The sequence below is a fragment of the Victivallis lenta genome (genome assembly GCF_009695545.1).
GTDB classification, from domain to species: Bacteria; Verrucomicrobiota; Lentisphaeria; order Victivallales; family Victivallaceae; genus Victivallis; species Victivallis lenta.
The window spans coordinates 116106-132290 of sequence record NZ_VUNS01000005.1 but is presented as its reverse complement, the minus strand read 5'-3'; the positions used below and the strand labels follow the sequence as shown (position 1 = coordinate 132290).

At 62.2% G+C, this 16185-nt stretch carries 16 protein-coding genes; 7 read left to right on the top strand and 9 right to left on the bottom strand.

What is annotated here, in order from left to right; all coding sequences use genetic code 11:
- Genes FYJ85_RS06920 through FYJ85_RS06910 form a run of 3 tightly spaced genes read left to right on the top strand, consistent with a single transcriptional unit; the run spans nucleotide 1 to nucleotide 2704 of the window.
- The gene (locus FYJ85_RS06920) at nucleotides 1–780 is read left to right on the top strand and encodes a hypothetical protein (RefSeq protein WP_106052300.1); all 780 of its coding nucleotides are present in this window, start codon (nucleotides 1–3) and stop codon (nucleotides 778–780) included.
- Nucleotides 777–1562 carry a 4Fe-4S binding protein gene (locus tag FYJ85_RS06915; RefSeq protein WP_206213010.1) on the top strand — a complete coding sequence of 262 codons (786 nt, stop codon included), beginning with the start codon at nucleotides 777–779 and terminating at the stop codon, nucleotides 1560–1562. Before FYJ85_RS06920 ends, FYJ85_RS06915 begins: the two co-directional genes overlap by 4 nt.
- A 2-nt stretch (nucleotides 1563–1564) precedes the next feature.
- Nucleotides 1565–2704: a hypothetical protein gene (locus FYJ85_RS06910; RefSeq protein WP_154417500.1), complete on the top strand. Its 1140-nt coding sequence runs from the start codon at nucleotides 1565–1567 to the stop codon at nucleotides 2702–2704.
- Between the two features lie 105 nt (nucleotides 2705–2809).
- On the opposite strand, the gene FYJ85_RS06905 is transcribed toward FYJ85_RS06910, so the two are convergent.
- Complete coding sequence (locus FYJ85_RS06905; protein WP_106052305.1) at nucleotides 2810–3892, bottom strand: GntR family transcriptional regulator; 1083 nt, start codon at nucleotides 3890–3892, stop codon at nucleotides 2810–2812.
- Nucleotides 3893–4525: 633 nt separating this feature from the next.
- On the opposite strand from FYJ85_RS06905, the gene FYJ85_RS06900 reads away from it, so the two are divergent.
- Nucleotides 4526–5635 (top strand): DUF362 domain-containing protein, encoded by a 1110-nt coding sequence (locus FYJ85_RS06900; protein WP_154417498.1) that lies wholly within the window; start codon nucleotides 4526–4528, stop codon nucleotides 5633–5635.
- 95 nt (nucleotides 5636–5730) lie between these two features.
- On the opposite strand, the gene FYJ85_RS06895 is transcribed toward FYJ85_RS06900, so the two are convergent.
- Complete coding sequence (locus FYJ85_RS06895; RefSeq protein WP_106052309.1) at nucleotides 5731–6315, bottom strand: flavodoxin; 585 nt, start codon at nucleotides 6313–6315, stop codon at nucleotides 5731–5733.
- A 330-nt stretch (nucleotides 6316–6645) separates the two neighbouring features.
- Between FYJ85_RS06895 and FYJ85_RS06890 the strand changes: the two genes are divergently transcribed.
- From FYJ85_RS06890 to FYJ85_RS06880, 3 genes are read left to right on the top strand one after another with little or no spacing between them, the layout of a single operon-like run.
- Nucleotides 6646–7710 (top strand): hypothetical protein, encoded by a 1065-nt coding sequence (locus tag FYJ85_RS06890; RefSeq protein WP_106052311.1) that lies wholly within the window; start codon nucleotides 6646–6648, stop codon nucleotides 7708–7710.
- A gap of 60 nt (nucleotides 7711–7770) precedes the next feature.
- Nucleotides 7771–8502 (top strand): helix-turn-helix domain-containing protein, encoded by a 732-nt coding sequence (locus tag FYJ85_RS06885; RefSeq protein WP_154417496.1) that lies wholly within the window; start codon nucleotides 7771–7773, stop codon nucleotides 8500–8502.
- Complete coding sequence (locus tag FYJ85_RS06880; RefSeq protein WP_154417494.1) at nucleotides 8499–9521, top strand: hypothetical protein; 1023 nt, start codon at nucleotides 8499–8501, stop codon at nucleotides 9519–9521. Before FYJ85_RS06885 ends, FYJ85_RS06880 begins: the two co-directional genes overlap by 4 nt.
- A gap of 73 nt (nucleotides 9522–9594) precedes the next feature.
- Here FYJ85_RS06880 and FYJ85_RS06875 read toward each other — a convergent pair whose 3' ends face one another.
- The 7 genes from FYJ85_RS06875 to FYJ85_RS06845 all read right to left on the bottom strand — a co-directional run bounded on the left by FYJ85_RS06875 (nucleotide 9595) and on the right by FYJ85_RS06845 (nucleotide 16116).
- A complete protein-coding gene (locus tag FYJ85_RS06875) occupies nucleotides 9595–10647 on the bottom strand; it encodes a Gfo/Idh/MocA family protein (protein ID WP_154417492.1) in 1053 nt (350 codons plus the stop codon).
- A 139-nt stretch (nucleotides 10648–10786) separates the two neighbouring features.
- Entirely contained in the window at nucleotides 10787–11743 is a 957-nt protein-coding gene (locus FYJ85_RS06870; protein WP_154417490.1) for an NAD(P)H-quinone oxidoreductase, read from the bottom strand.
- A gap of 6 nt (nucleotides 11744–11749) precedes the next feature.
- Nucleotides 11750–12502 carry an SDR family NAD(P)-dependent oxidoreductase gene (locus FYJ85_RS06865; RefSeq protein ID WP_206213009.1) on the bottom strand — a complete coding sequence of 251 codons (753 nt, stop codon included), beginning with the start codon at nucleotides 12500–12502 and terminating at the stop codon, nucleotides 11750–11752.
- 25 nt (nucleotides 12503–12527) lie between these two features.
- Nucleotides 12528–13277: an SDR family NAD(P)-dependent oxidoreductase gene (locus FYJ85_RS06860; protein WP_154417486.1), complete on the bottom strand. Its 750-nt coding sequence runs from the start codon at nucleotides 13275–13277 to the stop codon at nucleotides 12528–12530.
- A 15-nt stretch (nucleotides 13278–13292) separates the two neighbouring features.
- Nucleotides 13293–14069 (bottom strand): type I 3-dehydroquinate dehydratase, encoded by a 777-nt coding sequence (locus FYJ85_RS06855; protein WP_106055670.1) that lies wholly within the window; start codon nucleotides 14067–14069, stop codon nucleotides 13293–13295.
- Nucleotides 14070–14074: 5 nt separating this feature from the next.
- Nucleotides 14075–15097 carry a Gfo/Idh/MocA family protein gene (locus FYJ85_RS06850; protein ID WP_154417484.1) on the bottom strand — a complete coding sequence of 341 codons (1023 nt, stop codon included), beginning with the start codon at nucleotides 15095–15097 and terminating at the stop codon, nucleotides 14075–14077.
- A gap of 5 nt (nucleotides 15098–15102) precedes the next feature.
- On the bottom strand, nucleotides 15103–16116 hold the full coding sequence (locus FYJ85_RS06845) for an NAD-dependent epimerase/dehydratase family protein (protein WP_154417482.1): 1014 nt from the start codon (nucleotides 16114–16116) through the stop codon (nucleotides 15103–15105).
- Nucleotides 16117–16185: the final 69 nt, after the last annotated feature.

Sequence of the window (16185 nt, the reverse complement as noted above, 5' to 3'; positions counted from 1 at the left end):
ATGAATGCCTCGGAACTCAAACAGGCGGCCCGGAAATTCGGCGCCGACCTGGTCGGCATCGCCTCGGCGGAAGCGTTCGCGCATCTGCCGGAGCGGAACCGGCCCGAAACGGTGTCGGACCGGGTCAAATCGGTCGTCGTCGTCGGTCATCGCATCCTGCGCGGCGCGCTGCGCGGCGTCGAAGAGGGAACGAACTTCGGTTCGACCTACCAGACCTACGGTTTCTCGTGGATGGAGGACCTGTTCCTGTCGCGGACCGTCTACCATCTGACCTGCTTTCTCGAAGACGCCGGCGTCGAGGCGATTCCCTTCCTCGCCCACCGGAATCCGGACGACGCCTTCGAACCCGACTACAAGGCCGCCGCAGAAGCGGCCGGACTCGGCAGCATCGGCAAAGGCGGCTTTTTCCTGACCCCGCAATACGGACATCGCCAGCGGTTCGCGCTGATCCTGACCGACTTCGCCTTCGAGCCGGACCATCCGCGGCAGACCGGCCTCTGCCGTGGATGCCGCGCCTGCCTTGAAAGCTGTCCGCTCGGCGCCCTGAGCGAAGCCGGAGAGGGCCGGAACTTCCGTCTCGATGAATCCGTCTGCGCCGGGTGCCGGAACGGCGCCTACACATGGCCGGGGCGCTCCGACCGCGCTGACCGCTATGCCGCCGCCTGCGGGCGGGCATGCCTCGTCGCCCTCGAAAACAAAATCACCGGCCGGTACGAACACAAATTCCGCAAACGCAGCGTCTGGAGCATCGGCCCCGTCGCGCAGGAGAAGCAGATATGAACACGGCAGAGCTGAAAGAAAAGGCGCGGAACTTCGGCGCGGACCTGATCGGCATCGCTCCGATCGCGGCGTTCCGGGAACTCCCGCCTGCACACAATCCGCTCGCAATCTTCCCGCAGGCGGAGAGCATGATCGTCATCGGGCGGCGGATTCCGCGCGGCACACTGCGCGGCCTGGAACGGCAGGAGCGGAAAACCGCCGCCTCCTTCCGCCATTTCGGTTTCGTCTCGCTCGAGGACAACTATCTGGCCCGTACGACCTACGATCTCGGCATCTGGGTCGAAACCCAGGGGTACGAGGCGGTCCCGATGTTCGGCTACGATGTCGAAGCGGCTGACCGGCAGCCGCTCGGAGTGCCGGTTTCGGAAGAACGCCCGGCGCCGAACGTCTACGTCGACTGGAAATTCGCCGCTGAAGCGGCCGGACTCGGAAAAATCGGCAGGAACGGCCTCTTTCTGACTCCGGAATACGGTCCGCTCCAGCGGTTTGCGCTTCTGCTCTCCGACTTCGCCTTCGAGCCGGACCGGGCGGCGGAGGACGACCCCTGCCGCGGATGCCGCGCCTGCGTCGACGCGTGTCCGTACGGCGCGCTCGACGGGACCGGAAGAAACGATGCCGTCTGCCGCGAATGCCGCCACGGCGCGATCCGCACCGACATCGGGCGGTTCGGAACCGTCGAACGGATCGGTGCGGTCTGCTCGCGCGCCTGCGTTGCCGCGCTGGACGCGGCCGGAAAACGGAAAATGTGTACAGCCGCCCGCCGTGCGGAAGGAGGAATCTGAACATGAACACCCCGAAACTCACCAGCCGGATACTGAAGGAGTTCGCCGCCCGCCTCGGAGCCGGCGGCGGCGGCGTCGAAATCCTCGGCGTGGCCAATATCGAACGCTTCGCGGAAGCGCCCGAACGCATGCACCCGAAAAACATCTTCCCGGACTGCCGTTCGGTCATCTCGATCGTCCAGCCGATTCCGCGCAGCACCTACCGCGGCATCACGGAAGGAACCTACTGGCCGAACTACACCTACTATTCCTACAACCGGCTCAACACGCTGTTCCGGCCGATGCTGACCTATGAAGTCGCGCGCATGATCGAGGATCACGGCTACGAGGCGGTTCCGGTCTATCCCGGCGTGCCGGAGACCTACCCGAACCATCCGGAACCGGTCGCGCCGGGCCGTCCCGCCCCGGATGTCCAGCTCAATATCCGCATCGCCGCAATGGCCTGCGGCCTCGGGGAAATCGGCTGGTCCAAGGTCTTCATCCATCCGGTGTTCGGCCCGCGGGTCCGCATCGGCAACATCCTGACCGACGCGGAGCTCGAACCGGACCCGATCCTGGAGCCCGGCACGCTCTGCAAGCGCTGCATGAAGTGCGTGAAGGATTGTCCCGGCTGCGCCATCCCGGACAAAGGCGAGCTTCCGACCGTGAAAATCCATATCGACGGGCGCGAATACGAGTGGGGAGACGTCCACATGGGCCGCTGCACCGCGACCCACCACGGCATCAACTACAAGGCGTCGCCGTTCCTGAAGCGGTTCCTGCCCGGCTTCAATCTCGACATCACGAAGACGACCATGTCCGAAGAAACCGCCTACAAAATCGGCTACACGCTTGCGGGCGGCGACTGGGGGCGCGAGAATCCCGAATATCCGGGGCGCTGCGTCATCCCGTACTACAGGCAGATCCTCGCCCACACCGGATACTTCGCGGTCTGCGGCGCCAAAGGGTGCATCCGCAGCTGCATGGAATTCCAGGAGAAGACGAAAAACATCGGGCAGAACAGCTTCCACACGCCGGTCTTCCCCGATAAGAAGTGGGAGCTTCCGCCGCCGGAATCCGACCAGACCGGTGGCATCGTCGAGAAAAAGAAGCTCTGCGAGCTCTACCAGACGCCGGATGCCGACGCCGGCGGCTGGCAGTAAACCGCCATCGCCGAAACGCAAAGAAGGACCGGAGGGGGAGGAAATGCCCTTCCGGCTCCCGCGGCGAAGCGGACGAAACAAAACCAGATTCTGAAACTCCCCCGGTCACGCCCGGACGCCCGGCGCAGACGATTCGGAAAGCGAAGAGTCATCGACGGCGGGAATCAGCTTCGAGTGGGAGACCTCTCCGGTACGCTGACAACGGCGCAGCTCATCCAGGCAGCCTTCGAGCAGGGCGCGGATGTCGAAGCCGATCCGGGAAACTCCCGCCATCGGCCGGTGCGACGACGGAAAATTCGTATGCTGAACCAGACGGATATCCTCGCCGACGCGCAGATTGAGCTCGTACAGCACATTCAGCACAAGCCCGCTCAAGTTTTCATTGGCGACGATCAGCCCGTCCGGGCGAAGCTCCGGAGGCTGTTGAAGCAGCAGCCGAATGACGTTCCGGCTCCACTCCTCCTGTTTCCGCTCGAACGATACACCGAGCAGAAAGCCGGGAGGGATCGGCACGCCGCGCTCTTTCGCATACCCGCTCAGGCCGGAGGCGTAATCGAACGGCAGCTGCTGGTTTGAAATCAGCGCCGGGCGCCGGACGCCGGATGCCAGCAGCGTATCGCAGGAACGGCGCAGGAAATCGGCGAAATCCACCCATACGGTGTTCACTCCCGGCACCTCGTCGCGGGTCACAGCCACGCAGGGGAGACCGGCCTCCAGAAAAGGAGCAACCATATAATCGGCCGGAAGCATCGGAAAGATCACGCCGGCCAGCCGCCCGCTGCAACCGTCCCCGACCAGGCGCCGGAAATCTTCACACTCCAGATTTCCCTGCCCGATATAATAGAACTCGAACCGCAGCCGGAGCTGTTCCTCGAACTGCCGCTTCCGCGCTCCAAGGATCGTCCAGAGCTCGTCCCATCCCGAATGGGTATCGGGGTCCGCGGGATAGACCACGGCGAACGTGCTCAGGTTCGGCGGCATCGCCGACACGAAGGTGCCGCGTTTCCCTTCGGAGACGATGAACCCTTCGTTCATCAGTTCGTCCATCGCCTTCTGCAGCGTCATGACGGTCGTGCCGTACTCCCTGACCAGCTCGCTGCGGGTCGGAAGCCGGGACCCCGGCGCCCATTTCCGGCTTCGGATCTGTTCCCGGATGAAATGTGAGATTTCCTGATATTTGGCGAGCATTTTTCAAAACCTGCTTTCCTGCTTTATTTCATATATCATATTATGATATTCTATTCCACAAAAAGCAATCCTGGAATATAAAAAAGCGATGAAAAAATGAAAGATCTTCCAGGGGACCCCGCCGTTTCCCGGCAGGAAGCGGCCGAAATCGTCCCGGGTACTTGATTTTCCGGAAAATCCGTATATAAGTAGTGGTAACGGTTCGCGCAATGCGATTGTTCTTTGCCGTAACAAAAACAACGAAAGGAACAAAACATGTCGACCAGAGAAAAGCTGAACAAAAGGATCGCCAGACTGGTACGGGAAGAAATTGCGGAAGCACTTCATGCCGCCTCGGAGAGAGTCACCGCGGCCAGAAAAAGCTGCGGCGCACGAAATCAGCAAACCGGAAATGCCGTCTCCGTTTCGGGAGAATAGCGCATCCCCCATCAATAAGGAATTCGGAACCGGCCCTTTTCGCAGGGCCGGTTTTTTTTATCGGCGGACGCCCGGCGCGACGGTGCCTGAATCCGGTGCGCCCCCGGTGAACAGGACACCGCGAACCATCACGTTCCCGGCCGGACTTCGGGTTCTGACTTGCAAATGAGCGCAAAACAAAGTATTTTATAAGACTGCAACGAAGTAACCGGGATCATGAAAAAAGCAAACGTATATTTCACCAATATGAGAGTCAGGCCGGAAGGCAGGAATCTTCAGCAGAAGCTGGCGTTCCTGATCAGACGGGCCGGAATGGACGAAATCGATTTCAAGGATCGTTTCGCCGCAATCAAAATTCATTTCGGCGAAGCCGGCAACCTGTCGTTCCTGCGGCCGAACTTCGCCCGCACCGTCGCCGATGAGATCAAGGCGCGCGGCGGCAAACCGTTCCTGACCGACTGCAATACGCTTTACGTCGGTTCGCGCAAGCATGCGCTGGAACATATCGAGACTGCTTACATCAATGGATTCACCCCCTATTCGACGGGATGCCACATCATCATCGGCGACGGGCTCAAGGGAACCGACGACATCGCGGTGCCCGTTCCGAACGGCGAATTCGTACGCGAAGCGAAGATCGGACGGGCCGTCATGGACGCCGACATCTTCATCTCGCTGAATCACTTCAAGGGACACGAAATGACCGGCTTCGGGGGCGCCATCAAAAACATCGGCATGGGCTGCGGCTCCCGCGCCGGTAAAATGGAGCAGCACTGCGACGGCAAACCGGCCGTGGAGCGCGAGCGCTGCATCGGCTGCCGCGCCTGCGCACGCATCTGCGCCCACGGCGCGCCGATGTTCCGCGACGGCAAGGCGGAGATCGACCACGCGAAATGCGTCGGCTGCGGGCGCTGCATCGGCGTCTGCCCGAAAGACGCCGTCCTGCCGTCCTGGGGGCAGCAGGCCGGACTTCTGGACCGCAAAATGGCCGAGTACGCCCTCGCCGTCGTCCACGGCAGGCCGCACTTCCACATCAGCATCGTGATGGATGTCTCGCCGTTCTGCGACTGCCACCCCGAAAACGATGTGCCGATCGTGCCGGACATCGGCATGTTCGCTTCTTTCGACCCGGTCGCGCTGGACCAGGCGTGTGCGGATGCGGTGAACAGCCGCGCACCGAACCCCGACAGCATCCTCGCGGAACACGGCAGCAGCCATCACGACCATTTCAAGGATGTCTCTCCCGTCACAAACTGGGAAATCCAGCTGGAACACTCCGAGAAGATCGGGCTCGGCACGCGGGCTTACGAGCTGATTGAAATCTGATCCCGCCGCACAGCGTTTTTCGCTCCGAACTGACGACATGAAAAAAGGAAGAGATGACTTCGCGCTCCGTCTTCCTTTTTTCGCTTTTCTGCATCTTATTTCCTGACGGTCACGACCTCTCCGGCCCATTTGGCCAGCGCCTCGGCGGAATTTCTTATGCTTCCGCCCGAAAACGCTCCGCCCCTGCCGAACGCCGCGGCCGGACAGGCTTTCCGCATGTCGCTTTCGCAGCGCGCCATCCCGCCGCCGCCGTGCGTCACGAACGGGATCACGGTCTTCCCGCTGAAATCGCAGCTCGACAGAAAAGTCAGGACCGGCGGAGCCATCGTGCTCCACCAGTTCGGCGTGCCGACGAAGATCACGTCATACTTGTCGAACTCCCGAACCTTTTCCGCCAGTTCCGGCTTAACGCCTGCTCTGATCTCGCTTTTCGCCTGATCGACACAGGCGTTGTAATCGGCGGGATACGGTTTGACCGGCTTGATCTCAAAGAGCGTACCGCCGGTGGCCTTCTGAATCTGTTCGGCCGCAAACCGCGTATTGCCGCTGTAAGAGTAATAGGCGACCAGAATCTTTCCCGGTTCCGCCTCCGCTTTCACCGTATCCGCCTCTTCCGCCGAGCAGCCGCAAGCGCCGAAAACGGCAGCCGCCATCGCCAATGCCATTGACCCTTTTTTCATCTTCGATCCTCCTGTTGTTAAAGACCGGCCATGCCTGTCTATCAAGGCCATGCGCCGGAAATACGTCGTGTGGATCCGGCTGGTCGTGTCCTGCAGACTCATTTCCGGCCTCGCTATCCACTAAGATAAACATTAGAGTTACTGTAAGTCAACGGCAGTTTTCATAAAAATCCGTTTTTTTCATCCTGTGCCATACGGCGGGCAAACCGGAACTTTTCCATCCGGTCTGTCGTTTCCGCTCTTGACTTTCATCCGGGAATGCGGTATAATTAATATAGATAAATAATAATTCATCATTAATGACAAAAAATTAAAAAGGAGCCTCATTCCATGGCGATCATGACGCGGAACTTCAACGAATATGATTTCGGCGATCCGGCGGAAGCGGCAGAGACAGTCAAACGCAAAGCACTGGAATTCGGTGCGGACGCGGTCGGCATCGGCAGCATCGACCGCTGGGCAACCGCGCCGCTGCAGATGGACCCGAAACAGATCATGCCGGAATGCAAATCGATTATCGGCATGGTGTTCCGAGTCGAACGCGGCAGTCTGCGCGGCATTGAGGAAGGGACCTACTTCAGCAACTACTCCGCCATGGGTTACGGCGGCATTACCTATCTCTATATGCCGATGACCGTGATCAACCTCAGCAAATTCATCGAAGACCAGGGATACGAGGCGATCCCGATGGGACACCAGAGCGACTGGCGCGGCATCGATGCGGACGGATATGCGATCCGGAATTACAGCCGTCCGGTCGCGCCCGGCAAACCGCAGCCGGACATCATGATCCAGCTCCGGATCGCGGCGTTTCTGTGCGGGCTCGGTGAAATCGGATTTTCGAAAATGTTCCTGTCGCCGCAGTTCGGCCCGCGCTGCCGCGTCGGCATCGTGCTGACCGACGTCGAGCTCCAGCCGGACCCGCTTTACAACGGACCGCAGCTCTGCAACCGCTGCATGGCATGCGTGAAAGCGTGTCCCGGCGGCTGTTTTCCGACGGATCGGACTGTAAAAACCACGCTGGCCGGACGGGAAGTCGAGTGGTCCGACCTCGATATGGCCAGATGCGACATGACCTTCCGCGGCGCGGCCCCGGCGGAGACGGAGCAGAAGCCGCCGTACATGGAGTGGGGAGCGCCGACCAAACCCGGCAGCTGGAGCCCGTTTTACCGGAAGCCGCGGAATCTGTACAACACCGGACAGGCCGTCTGCGGCTCGCGCGGGTGCACGCGCGCCTGCATGATCAGCCTCGAAACACGCGGCGTGCTGCAAAACTCGTTCCGGCAGAAATTCCGGCGGCGCCCGCAATGGTCGGTCGACTGGTCCACGCCCCCGGAATACGCCGCGGGAACCGTCTTCCGTCCGGACCGGACCGGATCGAGCGATGTGGACTGACCTCTTGCATTTTCGGCCGCCGCGGGTTATGTTACGTCAAAAAAAGGATTCATCCGAATCATGCCGAATTCCGATCTGGTCAACTCGGTGGTGAAGGCGCTGGATATTCTTCAATTCGTCTCCGACCGCCCGGAAGGAGTCCGGTTGGGCGAAATCGTCGATGCCTTCGGCCTCAAGCGCCCCACCGCCTACAATCTCGTGCGCACGCTGCGGGCGCGTCACTATCTGGAGCAGGACGCGGCTCGAAAGCTGCGGCTCGGCTCAGCACCCGGCGAGCTGCTGGCCGGTCAGCGGCGCGGCTCGCTCCTTGCGGCGGCCGAACGGGAGCTGCCGCGGCTTTCCGGATGCTTTCCCGATGCGGTACTGACGTTCTGCGAACTCTCGGGCTGCGAAATCTTCTGCCGGCTGCGCATGTCGCCCGACCGGCCGGGACAGATACAGCGGCCGCTGTCATTTCTGTTTCCGCCGTACAGCACCGTGACCGGGCTCTGTTTTCAGGCGTTCGGGGAATTCGACGCGGCCGGATTCGAGCGGAAATATCCGTTCCGGGAATTCGGTTCTCCGCTCTGGGGCAGTCTCGAAGCCTTCAGGCGCATGCTCGACGACTGCCGCCGGGCCGGACACGCCGAACGGCGCGAAGGCGATTCGGAGCTGTATGCGGCGATCCCGTGCGGCGGCCGTTTCTCCCTCGGATTTCACGGCTCCATTCCGGCAGGCCGCACAGCGGAACAGCTTCTCGGGGAACTGAAAACAGCGGCGGAACGCCTGCAGGAAGGAGTTTCCGGCATATGAAATTCGCCATCGGCTACCGGGATGCGCCCGGCGGCGAACCGTTTTCCGCCGTGGTGACCGACTACCGTGAAGCCGTTGCGGAAGTCTACTTCTCCTGGAGCGGACAGCCGTCAGGCCGCCCGAACGCACCCGCGACGGACTGGGGCGCGCAGGAACGGCTCGAAAACGAGCTGCGGAAGATCCGCAGACTCGGCGTCAAACTCGACTTGCTCTTCAACGCAAACTGTTACGGCGCCGATGCCGTTTCGGAGAAGCTGGAGCGGGAGGTGTGCGGCATTCTCGAGCGGCTCGACTCGCTCGGGCTGCTGCCGGAGATCGTTACGACCGCCTCGGTGTTCATTGCGGAGCTGCTCCGGGAGGCCGCTCCCGGCATTGAGCGGCGCGCCTCGATCAACATGCGGCTGGATTCGCTGTCGGCACTCGACTATCTCGACGGCCGGTTCGACAGCTTCTACATCCGCCGGGATATCCAGCGGAACCCCGGGCGGGTCCGCGAATTCGCCGACCGCTGCCGCGAACGCGGCTGGAAGCTCTGCATGCTGGCCAACAGCGGCTGTCTGCGGAATTGCCCGGCCCAGACCTTTCACGACAACTTCGTCGCGCACTCCGCCGAAGCGGCGGCCCGCAGAACGTCGCCGGAACACTCCGACCCGACGATCTGCTGGCCCTATTACCGCGACCCGGTCCGCAGAATCGAATTCCTGAAAGGTTCGTGGATCCGGCCGGAAGACATCCGATGCTATGAGGGCCTGGTGGACGTCGTCAAGCTGGCGACGCGGCAGCACGACCGGCCGCGCATGGTGATCGGGGCCTATGCCTCCGGCCGGTTCGACGGAAACCTGACAATGCTGATGGAACCGAACTTTTCGAGCCTTTTCGGGCGCGAAAGCTGGATCGACAACCGCCGCTTTCCGGGCGACTGGTTCGGAACCGCCGCCGACTGCGCGACGGACTGCCGCCATTGCGGCCGTTGCGAAAAAGTGTGGCGGCAAGTGGCCGGCACCTCCGCACGCGCGTAAAGGCGGCGAACCCGAGCGGCAGCCAGAGCAGCAATCGGGCGGACGGGCGGCGTCAGATGCCGCCCGGAGCGCTTCAGAACTTGACGACTTCGTTCTTCCGGGCAGATTCAAAGACCGCTTCGATCAGCTTCATCGAACGGCGGAGCTGGTCGTGGGTAACCACGATCTCCGCTTTTCCGTTCAGGGTCGCGATCACGTTCCTGTAATATTCGGCCCAGTCCGACTTGACCCTTTCAATCGGGAACTTCTCGACGGTCTGCTCATTGCGCGGCGCCATGGTCCGGGTCAGGCCGGCGCCGGCCAGCACCGGCGGAACATCGTCCTCGCCGCGGTTGTAGATCTTCACGATCTCGCCGTCGCAATCCCAGTTGCGGATGATCAGAGAACCGCTGTCGCCGAAGGCGTACCAGCGCGGCATTTCGATATAGTTGCAGGTGCCGACTTCGACGATCCACTCCGGACCGTTCTCGAACTTCACCTGCGCGGTGAAGCCGTCGTCGCACTCGTCATTCGTGATATTGGTCATCGTGGCATAGACCGAAAGCAGCTTGCGGTCCCCCATCATGGTCAGCATCTGGTCGAGCAGATGCACGCCCCAGTCGAGCACCATGCCGCCGCCGTGCGCCTTCTCTTCGCGCCAGCCGGCCGGAATGCCGCGCGAACCGTGCACGCGCGACTCGATGCGGTACGCATTGCCGAGCTCGCCCGCCTCGACGATCTTCCGCATGGTCAGATAATCCTCGTCCCAGCGGCGGTTCTGGTGAACCGTGAAAAGCCGGCCGTATCTGTTCGCGGCGGCGATCATCTCCTCAAGCTCCGCGCTGTCCATCGCGACCGGCTTCTCGCAGATCACGTTCTTGCCGGCCGCGAGCGCGGCGATCACGATCTCCCTGTGAACGTCGTTCGGCGTCGCAACCGTCACGAGCCCGATCTTCGGATCGGCCAGCAGCGCCTCGCGCGACGGATAAGCATGGATGCCCCTGCTCTCCGCCAGTTCGTTCCGTTCGGGGTCGATGTCGTACACGCCGAGCAGCTCGACTCCGTCCACACTCTGCATCTTTTCGGAATGGAATCCCCCCATCCCGCCGTAGCCGATCACGGCTCCGCCGATCACTTTTCCGCTCATAATCCCATGTCTTTCCAGATAGTTGCCCGCTTCCCTATGGGAAGACGTAAAAAATTGTCATCCTTTTAGTGTAATCGCAAAAAAGGAAAATGCAATCCTCTCTTCGGCAAAACATCCCGAAAAATCGATCTGCCGGAACTCAGCGGACGCGAAGAACCACCTTGCCGATGTTCTCGCGGCGGCGCAGGATTCCGTGCGCCCCGGCCGCCTCTTCGAGCGGCAGAACGCGGAAAATGACCGGACGGATCGCGCCGGACGCGAACTTCGGCCAGTACTCGCGCTCCAGGGAACGCAGCACTTCACGTTTCATCTCGTTCGTGCGGCTCCGCAGCGTGCTGCCGATCAGCCGGAGATTCTTGCGGAACACCGTATCGAGCGAAATCTCCGAACGGGCGCCGCCGAGCGCCGCAATCTGAATCCAGCGTCCGCGCATCGCCATTTTCGTGAAAAGCGCCCCGAACTCCGAGCCGCCGACGCAGTCGAGCACAATGTCGGGCGGGTTCGCATCGAGCGCCGCGCCGAGGTCGTCCGTCCGGTGATTCACGACGACATCGGCCCCGAGCGCACGGACGAAAGCGGCCTTCTCCGGCGTGCCGACCGTAGTGACGACTTGGCATCCGGCGCACTTCGCAAGCTGGATCGCGGCGATGCCGAGCCCGCTCGCCCCGGCCTGAACGAACACCGTATCCCCGGCCTTCATCCCGGCTTCAATCACGAAATTAAGATAGGAGGTCGCAAACACTTCGGGGACGGCCGCCGCCTCTTCCATCGAGAGCCCGTCCGGAGCCGGCAGAACCATCCCCTCCGGAACGGCGATCTTTTCGGCATACCCTCCCCCGCCGAGCAACGCGCAGACCCGGTCGCCGGGCCTGAAGCGCGAGGAATCCGGCGTCTCAAGCACAACCCCGGCGACCTCGAGCCCGGGCCACTCCGGCCAGCCCGGCGGCGGCGGATAATTGCCGTCGCACTGCATCAGGTCGGCGCGGTTCACGGCGGCGGCATGGACCTCGATCAGAACTTCCCCCTCCCTGCGGACAGGGTCCGGGACAACGGTTTTCGCCAGGCGGCCGCCGGCGTCAATCAGCATCGCATTCATAAAAACTCACTCCTTTTCAATATAGCAGGCTCCGCCGCAGGCGCGGCCGCCGTCAATCAGATAGTTGCTGCCGGTGATGAAGGCGGCCTTCTCCGAACAGAGGTAGAGGATCAGATCCACCACCTCGGCCGGCTCGGCGGCGCGCTTCAGCAAAGTCGCCATGCCGGCCATCGCCGGGCGGGTCAGGACCGGGCCGGGCGACACGCAGCAGGCGCGGATATTGTACGGCGCGCCGAGAATCGCCAGCGACTTCGTCAGCCCGATCATGCTCGCCTTGGCCGCGCCGTAGACGACGGCCCCGCCGGTCACCCCGTCGATCGAACCGAGGTTGATGATGACGCCGCCCTTCTGCTCCGCCATCGTGTTGAACACGGCGCGGCAGAACCAGATCGGCCCCTTGAAATTGACGTCGGCCCCCCACTCGAGGACCTCGACCGGCAGATCCTTGAAACTCTCGGAACGGCCGAAGATCCGCCCGCAGTAACCGCCCGCGCAGTTGATGAGGATATCGATCCGCCCGCAGCTCTCCACCGTGAACTTCGCGGCGGCCTCAACCTCCTCGTAACGGCGGACATCCACTTTGACGGCGAAGGCTTTTCCGCCGTTCCGGCGGATCTCCTCCGCCGCGGCTTCGACCCGCTCGGCGTTCACGTCGCAGAGCACGACGCTCGCGCCGCCTTCGGCCAGCTTCCGGGCGGAAAGCAGCCCCATCCCCGAAGCGGCGCCGGTCACAATCGCGGTTTTCCCTTTAAATTCCATATTTCCAGCACTTTCCATTTTCCGGTCATTCATTCCATGAAGCGTTTTTCGGACCGACCACCCGGCCGCCGTCCACCATATAATTGCAGCCGGTGATGTAATCCGCTTCGGGAGAGGCCAGAAAAGCGATCACCCCGGCAACATCTTCCCCGGTGCCGGAGCGTCCCAGCCAGGTTCCCCGGTTCTCCCCCGACTCCACGCCGATCATGCCCGGCGAAACGCAGTTGACGGTGACTCCATGCGCCCCGGCCTCCATTGCAATCGTCTTGCTGAAGGCGATTACGCCGCCTTTGGAGGCTGCGTAATCCGCCCACCCCGGCAGCCCGGAGACGCCGGCGATCGAGCCGAGATTGATGATTTTGCCGTATCTGCGCGCGATCATTCCGCCGAGCACCCGGCGGCAGCAGCGGATGACGCCGCCGAGGTTCACATCGAGAATCCGGCTCCAGAGCTCCTCTTCCACCAGCTGGAACGGGTCGGAGCTTTTCCGGACGAAACCGGCGTTGTTCACCAGAATATCGACAGGGCCGAGTCCGGCCTCCACTGCGGCGAACGCAGAATCGACCTGCGCCGCATCGGTCACGTCGAGCGCGAACGCCCGGACCTCCCCACCCGATGCAGCCGCTTCATCCGCAACCGCCCGCGCCGTTTCAAGCGAACGGTCGGTCGCTGCCACGACCGCTCCCTCCGCCGCAAGGCGGCGCACGATCGCGGGGCCGATGACCCCGCTCGAACCGGTGACGAGGGCGACCTTTCCGATCAGACGTTTTTCCATGGGCGGCTCCTTTCGCTATTTCAGGTCGTTGATGTTCCAGCGCATATTTTCGAGAACGGTCTTCAAGGCGCGGACCGTCGGCTGGCCCATGCCGTATCGCGGCTCGTAGTGCGACACTGCGAACAGGACCGAAACGCCGAGCGCCGGCCCCATGAAACGGTGCGGGCGGCTGTAAGCGCCGTTGCAGAGGTGGATGAACGGTGTCCTGAGCTCCCGTTTCAGCATCAGCGTCGTGCGGAACGCCTCGGCCAGTTCCTCATCGGTGTTGACGGCGGTCACGATCTTCACGATATCCGCGCCGCGCGATTCGACTTCACGCAGGTGCTCCAGCACCTGTTCCGCCGTCCGCGAACACTGCATATGGGACGAAATAACCACGTCGGCGCCTTTGGCGTGAATCCGGTCGATCAGCCGCTTCTGTCTGTCGACGGCGGCCGGATTGCGGGTGAGCTCCATCGGCGACGGGTCGTAAAGGTCGCCCATCACGTCGATGACCGAGGCTCCGGCATCGGCGGCGGCGAGCAGCACCTCCTGCCGTGCGTCGTCGTCCAGATTCTGCTGCGTATCGTTGCGGTAAAAGACGAACATGAACGGCAGGTTCACCGCGTCGACAACGCTTTTCAGCGATTCGGCGTTGCGGTATTCGGCCTTCAGGTCGCGCAGCTCGACGGCAATGCCGTCCGCGCCCTCGAATTCGCAGTTCCGCGCTTCGGCGATCAGCTCCGCCGGAGTCTGCCCGCAGAAAATTCCGGTGACGACCGGATGGGACTGATTCAGAAAGGTTCGTTTCATGTCATTCATCTCCGTGATTGATATTGCATGCAGCCGGAGGCGGCGAGCAGCACCTCTTCGACAAGCGTGTCGTGCCGCCGGTCGCAGGGATTCGGAATCTCCCCGGAAACCATCCGGGCCAGCTCGAGAAGCTGCGTTTCATAGCGGTCGCGCACGGGACCGAATGAAAGCGTATGGGCGCCGGAAGCGAACGTGTCATTGCCTTCCGCCAGAAACAGCTTCATCTCGAGCGGCTGCCCGTCGAACCGTTCGAGCGGGCAGAGATCGACCGAACCCTTCGTTCCACAGACTTTCAGCCGCCGGTCGAGACCGCCGGCCTCGCGGCTGCACGCCCGCAGCGTCGCCGTCGCGTGCGGATATTCGAGCACGGCCACGCAGTTGTTCAGAATCCGGTCAGGGTCCCCCGGCGCCGACTTCAGGAACGGAGTGACGCCGGACGGGCGCCCGAGCAGCGAAATGACGAAATCGATCAGGTGACAGCCGAGATTGAACATGATTCCGCCCGGCAGGCGGCCGATGTATGCCTGATACTCCTCCCCGCCGTAGTTGTGGCTCATGCTCGCCTGCACTTCGAAGATCTCCCCGAGCCACCCTTTCCGGGCCGCGTCGAGAATCCACTGCATGGCCGGGTTGCCGCGGAACATATAGCCCATCTGGAACGGCAGGTTCCGCTCCTCGAACCCCTGCCGCAGACGGTCGAATGCCGCGAGGTCGTCGCCGCCGGGCTTGTCCATGTGGACCGGCAGATTGTGTTCGAGGCAGCGGAACGTCGTCGGAACCAGCTCCAGATTGGGCGTCTCGATGACGACCGCCCGGAGTCCCGGCACGGCGAACAGCTCCTCTTCGCTCATCCATCGGAGACCGTCATAAGGCGTCAGGTCGCCGCTCGGGAACTGCGCCGCAGCCGAACCGCGGTCGTCGACGACGCCGACGACCTCGAACACCTCCGGCAGCAGCCGCAGCGTATGCATCTTGCCTGCCGCATGCTCGTGGCAAATGCCGATCTGACCGATTCTGATCTTTTCCATAACATTCAGCTCCTGTGTTTTTTGAGATAATCGTCCATGCGTTTCCAGACCGCGCCGGCATCCGGCCAGACGGTGTTCCGCGGCAGGGCGGCGAGTTCCCGCTCGAGCCCCTGCCGGAGCGGCATAAGTTCCTCCTGCCTCAGGCCGGTCACGCGCAGAAGTTTGGAGTTGTCGACGACCCGGTTGAACATCCGGTCGTAATTAAGCTGGTAGCGGGCCCAGCAGCTTCCGCCCATGATTCCTATGTAATCTTCCGTATCGGCGGCGACATATTCCAAGCCGATGATCTCTTTGTAGTACTCCGCAATCTCGCCCCAGGCGTGGTGCTCGGCGGTGGCCAGCGTGAAGCATTCGCGCACGGCCGCCGGATTGAACAGCAGCCGTGAGAACATCCGGGCCACATCTCCCGCCCAGTTCATCGTCCCCTGCACGGCGAGCGCCTCGCGGGGGAGCACGACCGGCAGTCCCGCCAGCGCCCGCGCGATCAGGACGGGCGCCTCCAGCGTGACCAGCTGGTAACGGAACTTCGAATAGGTGATGGCCGGGCGGACGATCGTCCAGTTTTCATATCCGGAGTTCTGCAGGATGTCCTCCTCGCGCGCTTTGTAAAGGGAGTAATCCTCGGTCGCCAGGAACTCCCGGTCTTCCGATACGTCCAGCAGCCGCGGCGTCTCTTCCGTCACCGGAACGCCGCCGCTGTACACGCGGTAGGACGACAGGAAAATGTAGTGTCCGGTGTTCTTCAGCAGAAGCTCGTGCCGGCAGCGGAACTCCTCCGTCGAATAGATCATGAAATCGACGATCGCGTCGAACTTCTCCGCCAGCAGCTTCTCCATGAACCCGATGTCATGCGCATCGGCCCTGACATAGGAGACGTTCGGATCGTTCGACACGACGTCATCCAGCGAAACCACGCGGACTGTGCAGCCCAGCGACGCCAGCTCCGGCACCAGATAGACCCCCATCGCCCCCGTGCCGCCGAGAACCAGAACCCGGCGATTCTTCCCGACTTCCTTCATAGATTTCCTCCATTGTTAATATTTCGATGGCATTAACATACTATCCCCTTAGTAATTGATCACTCCGAA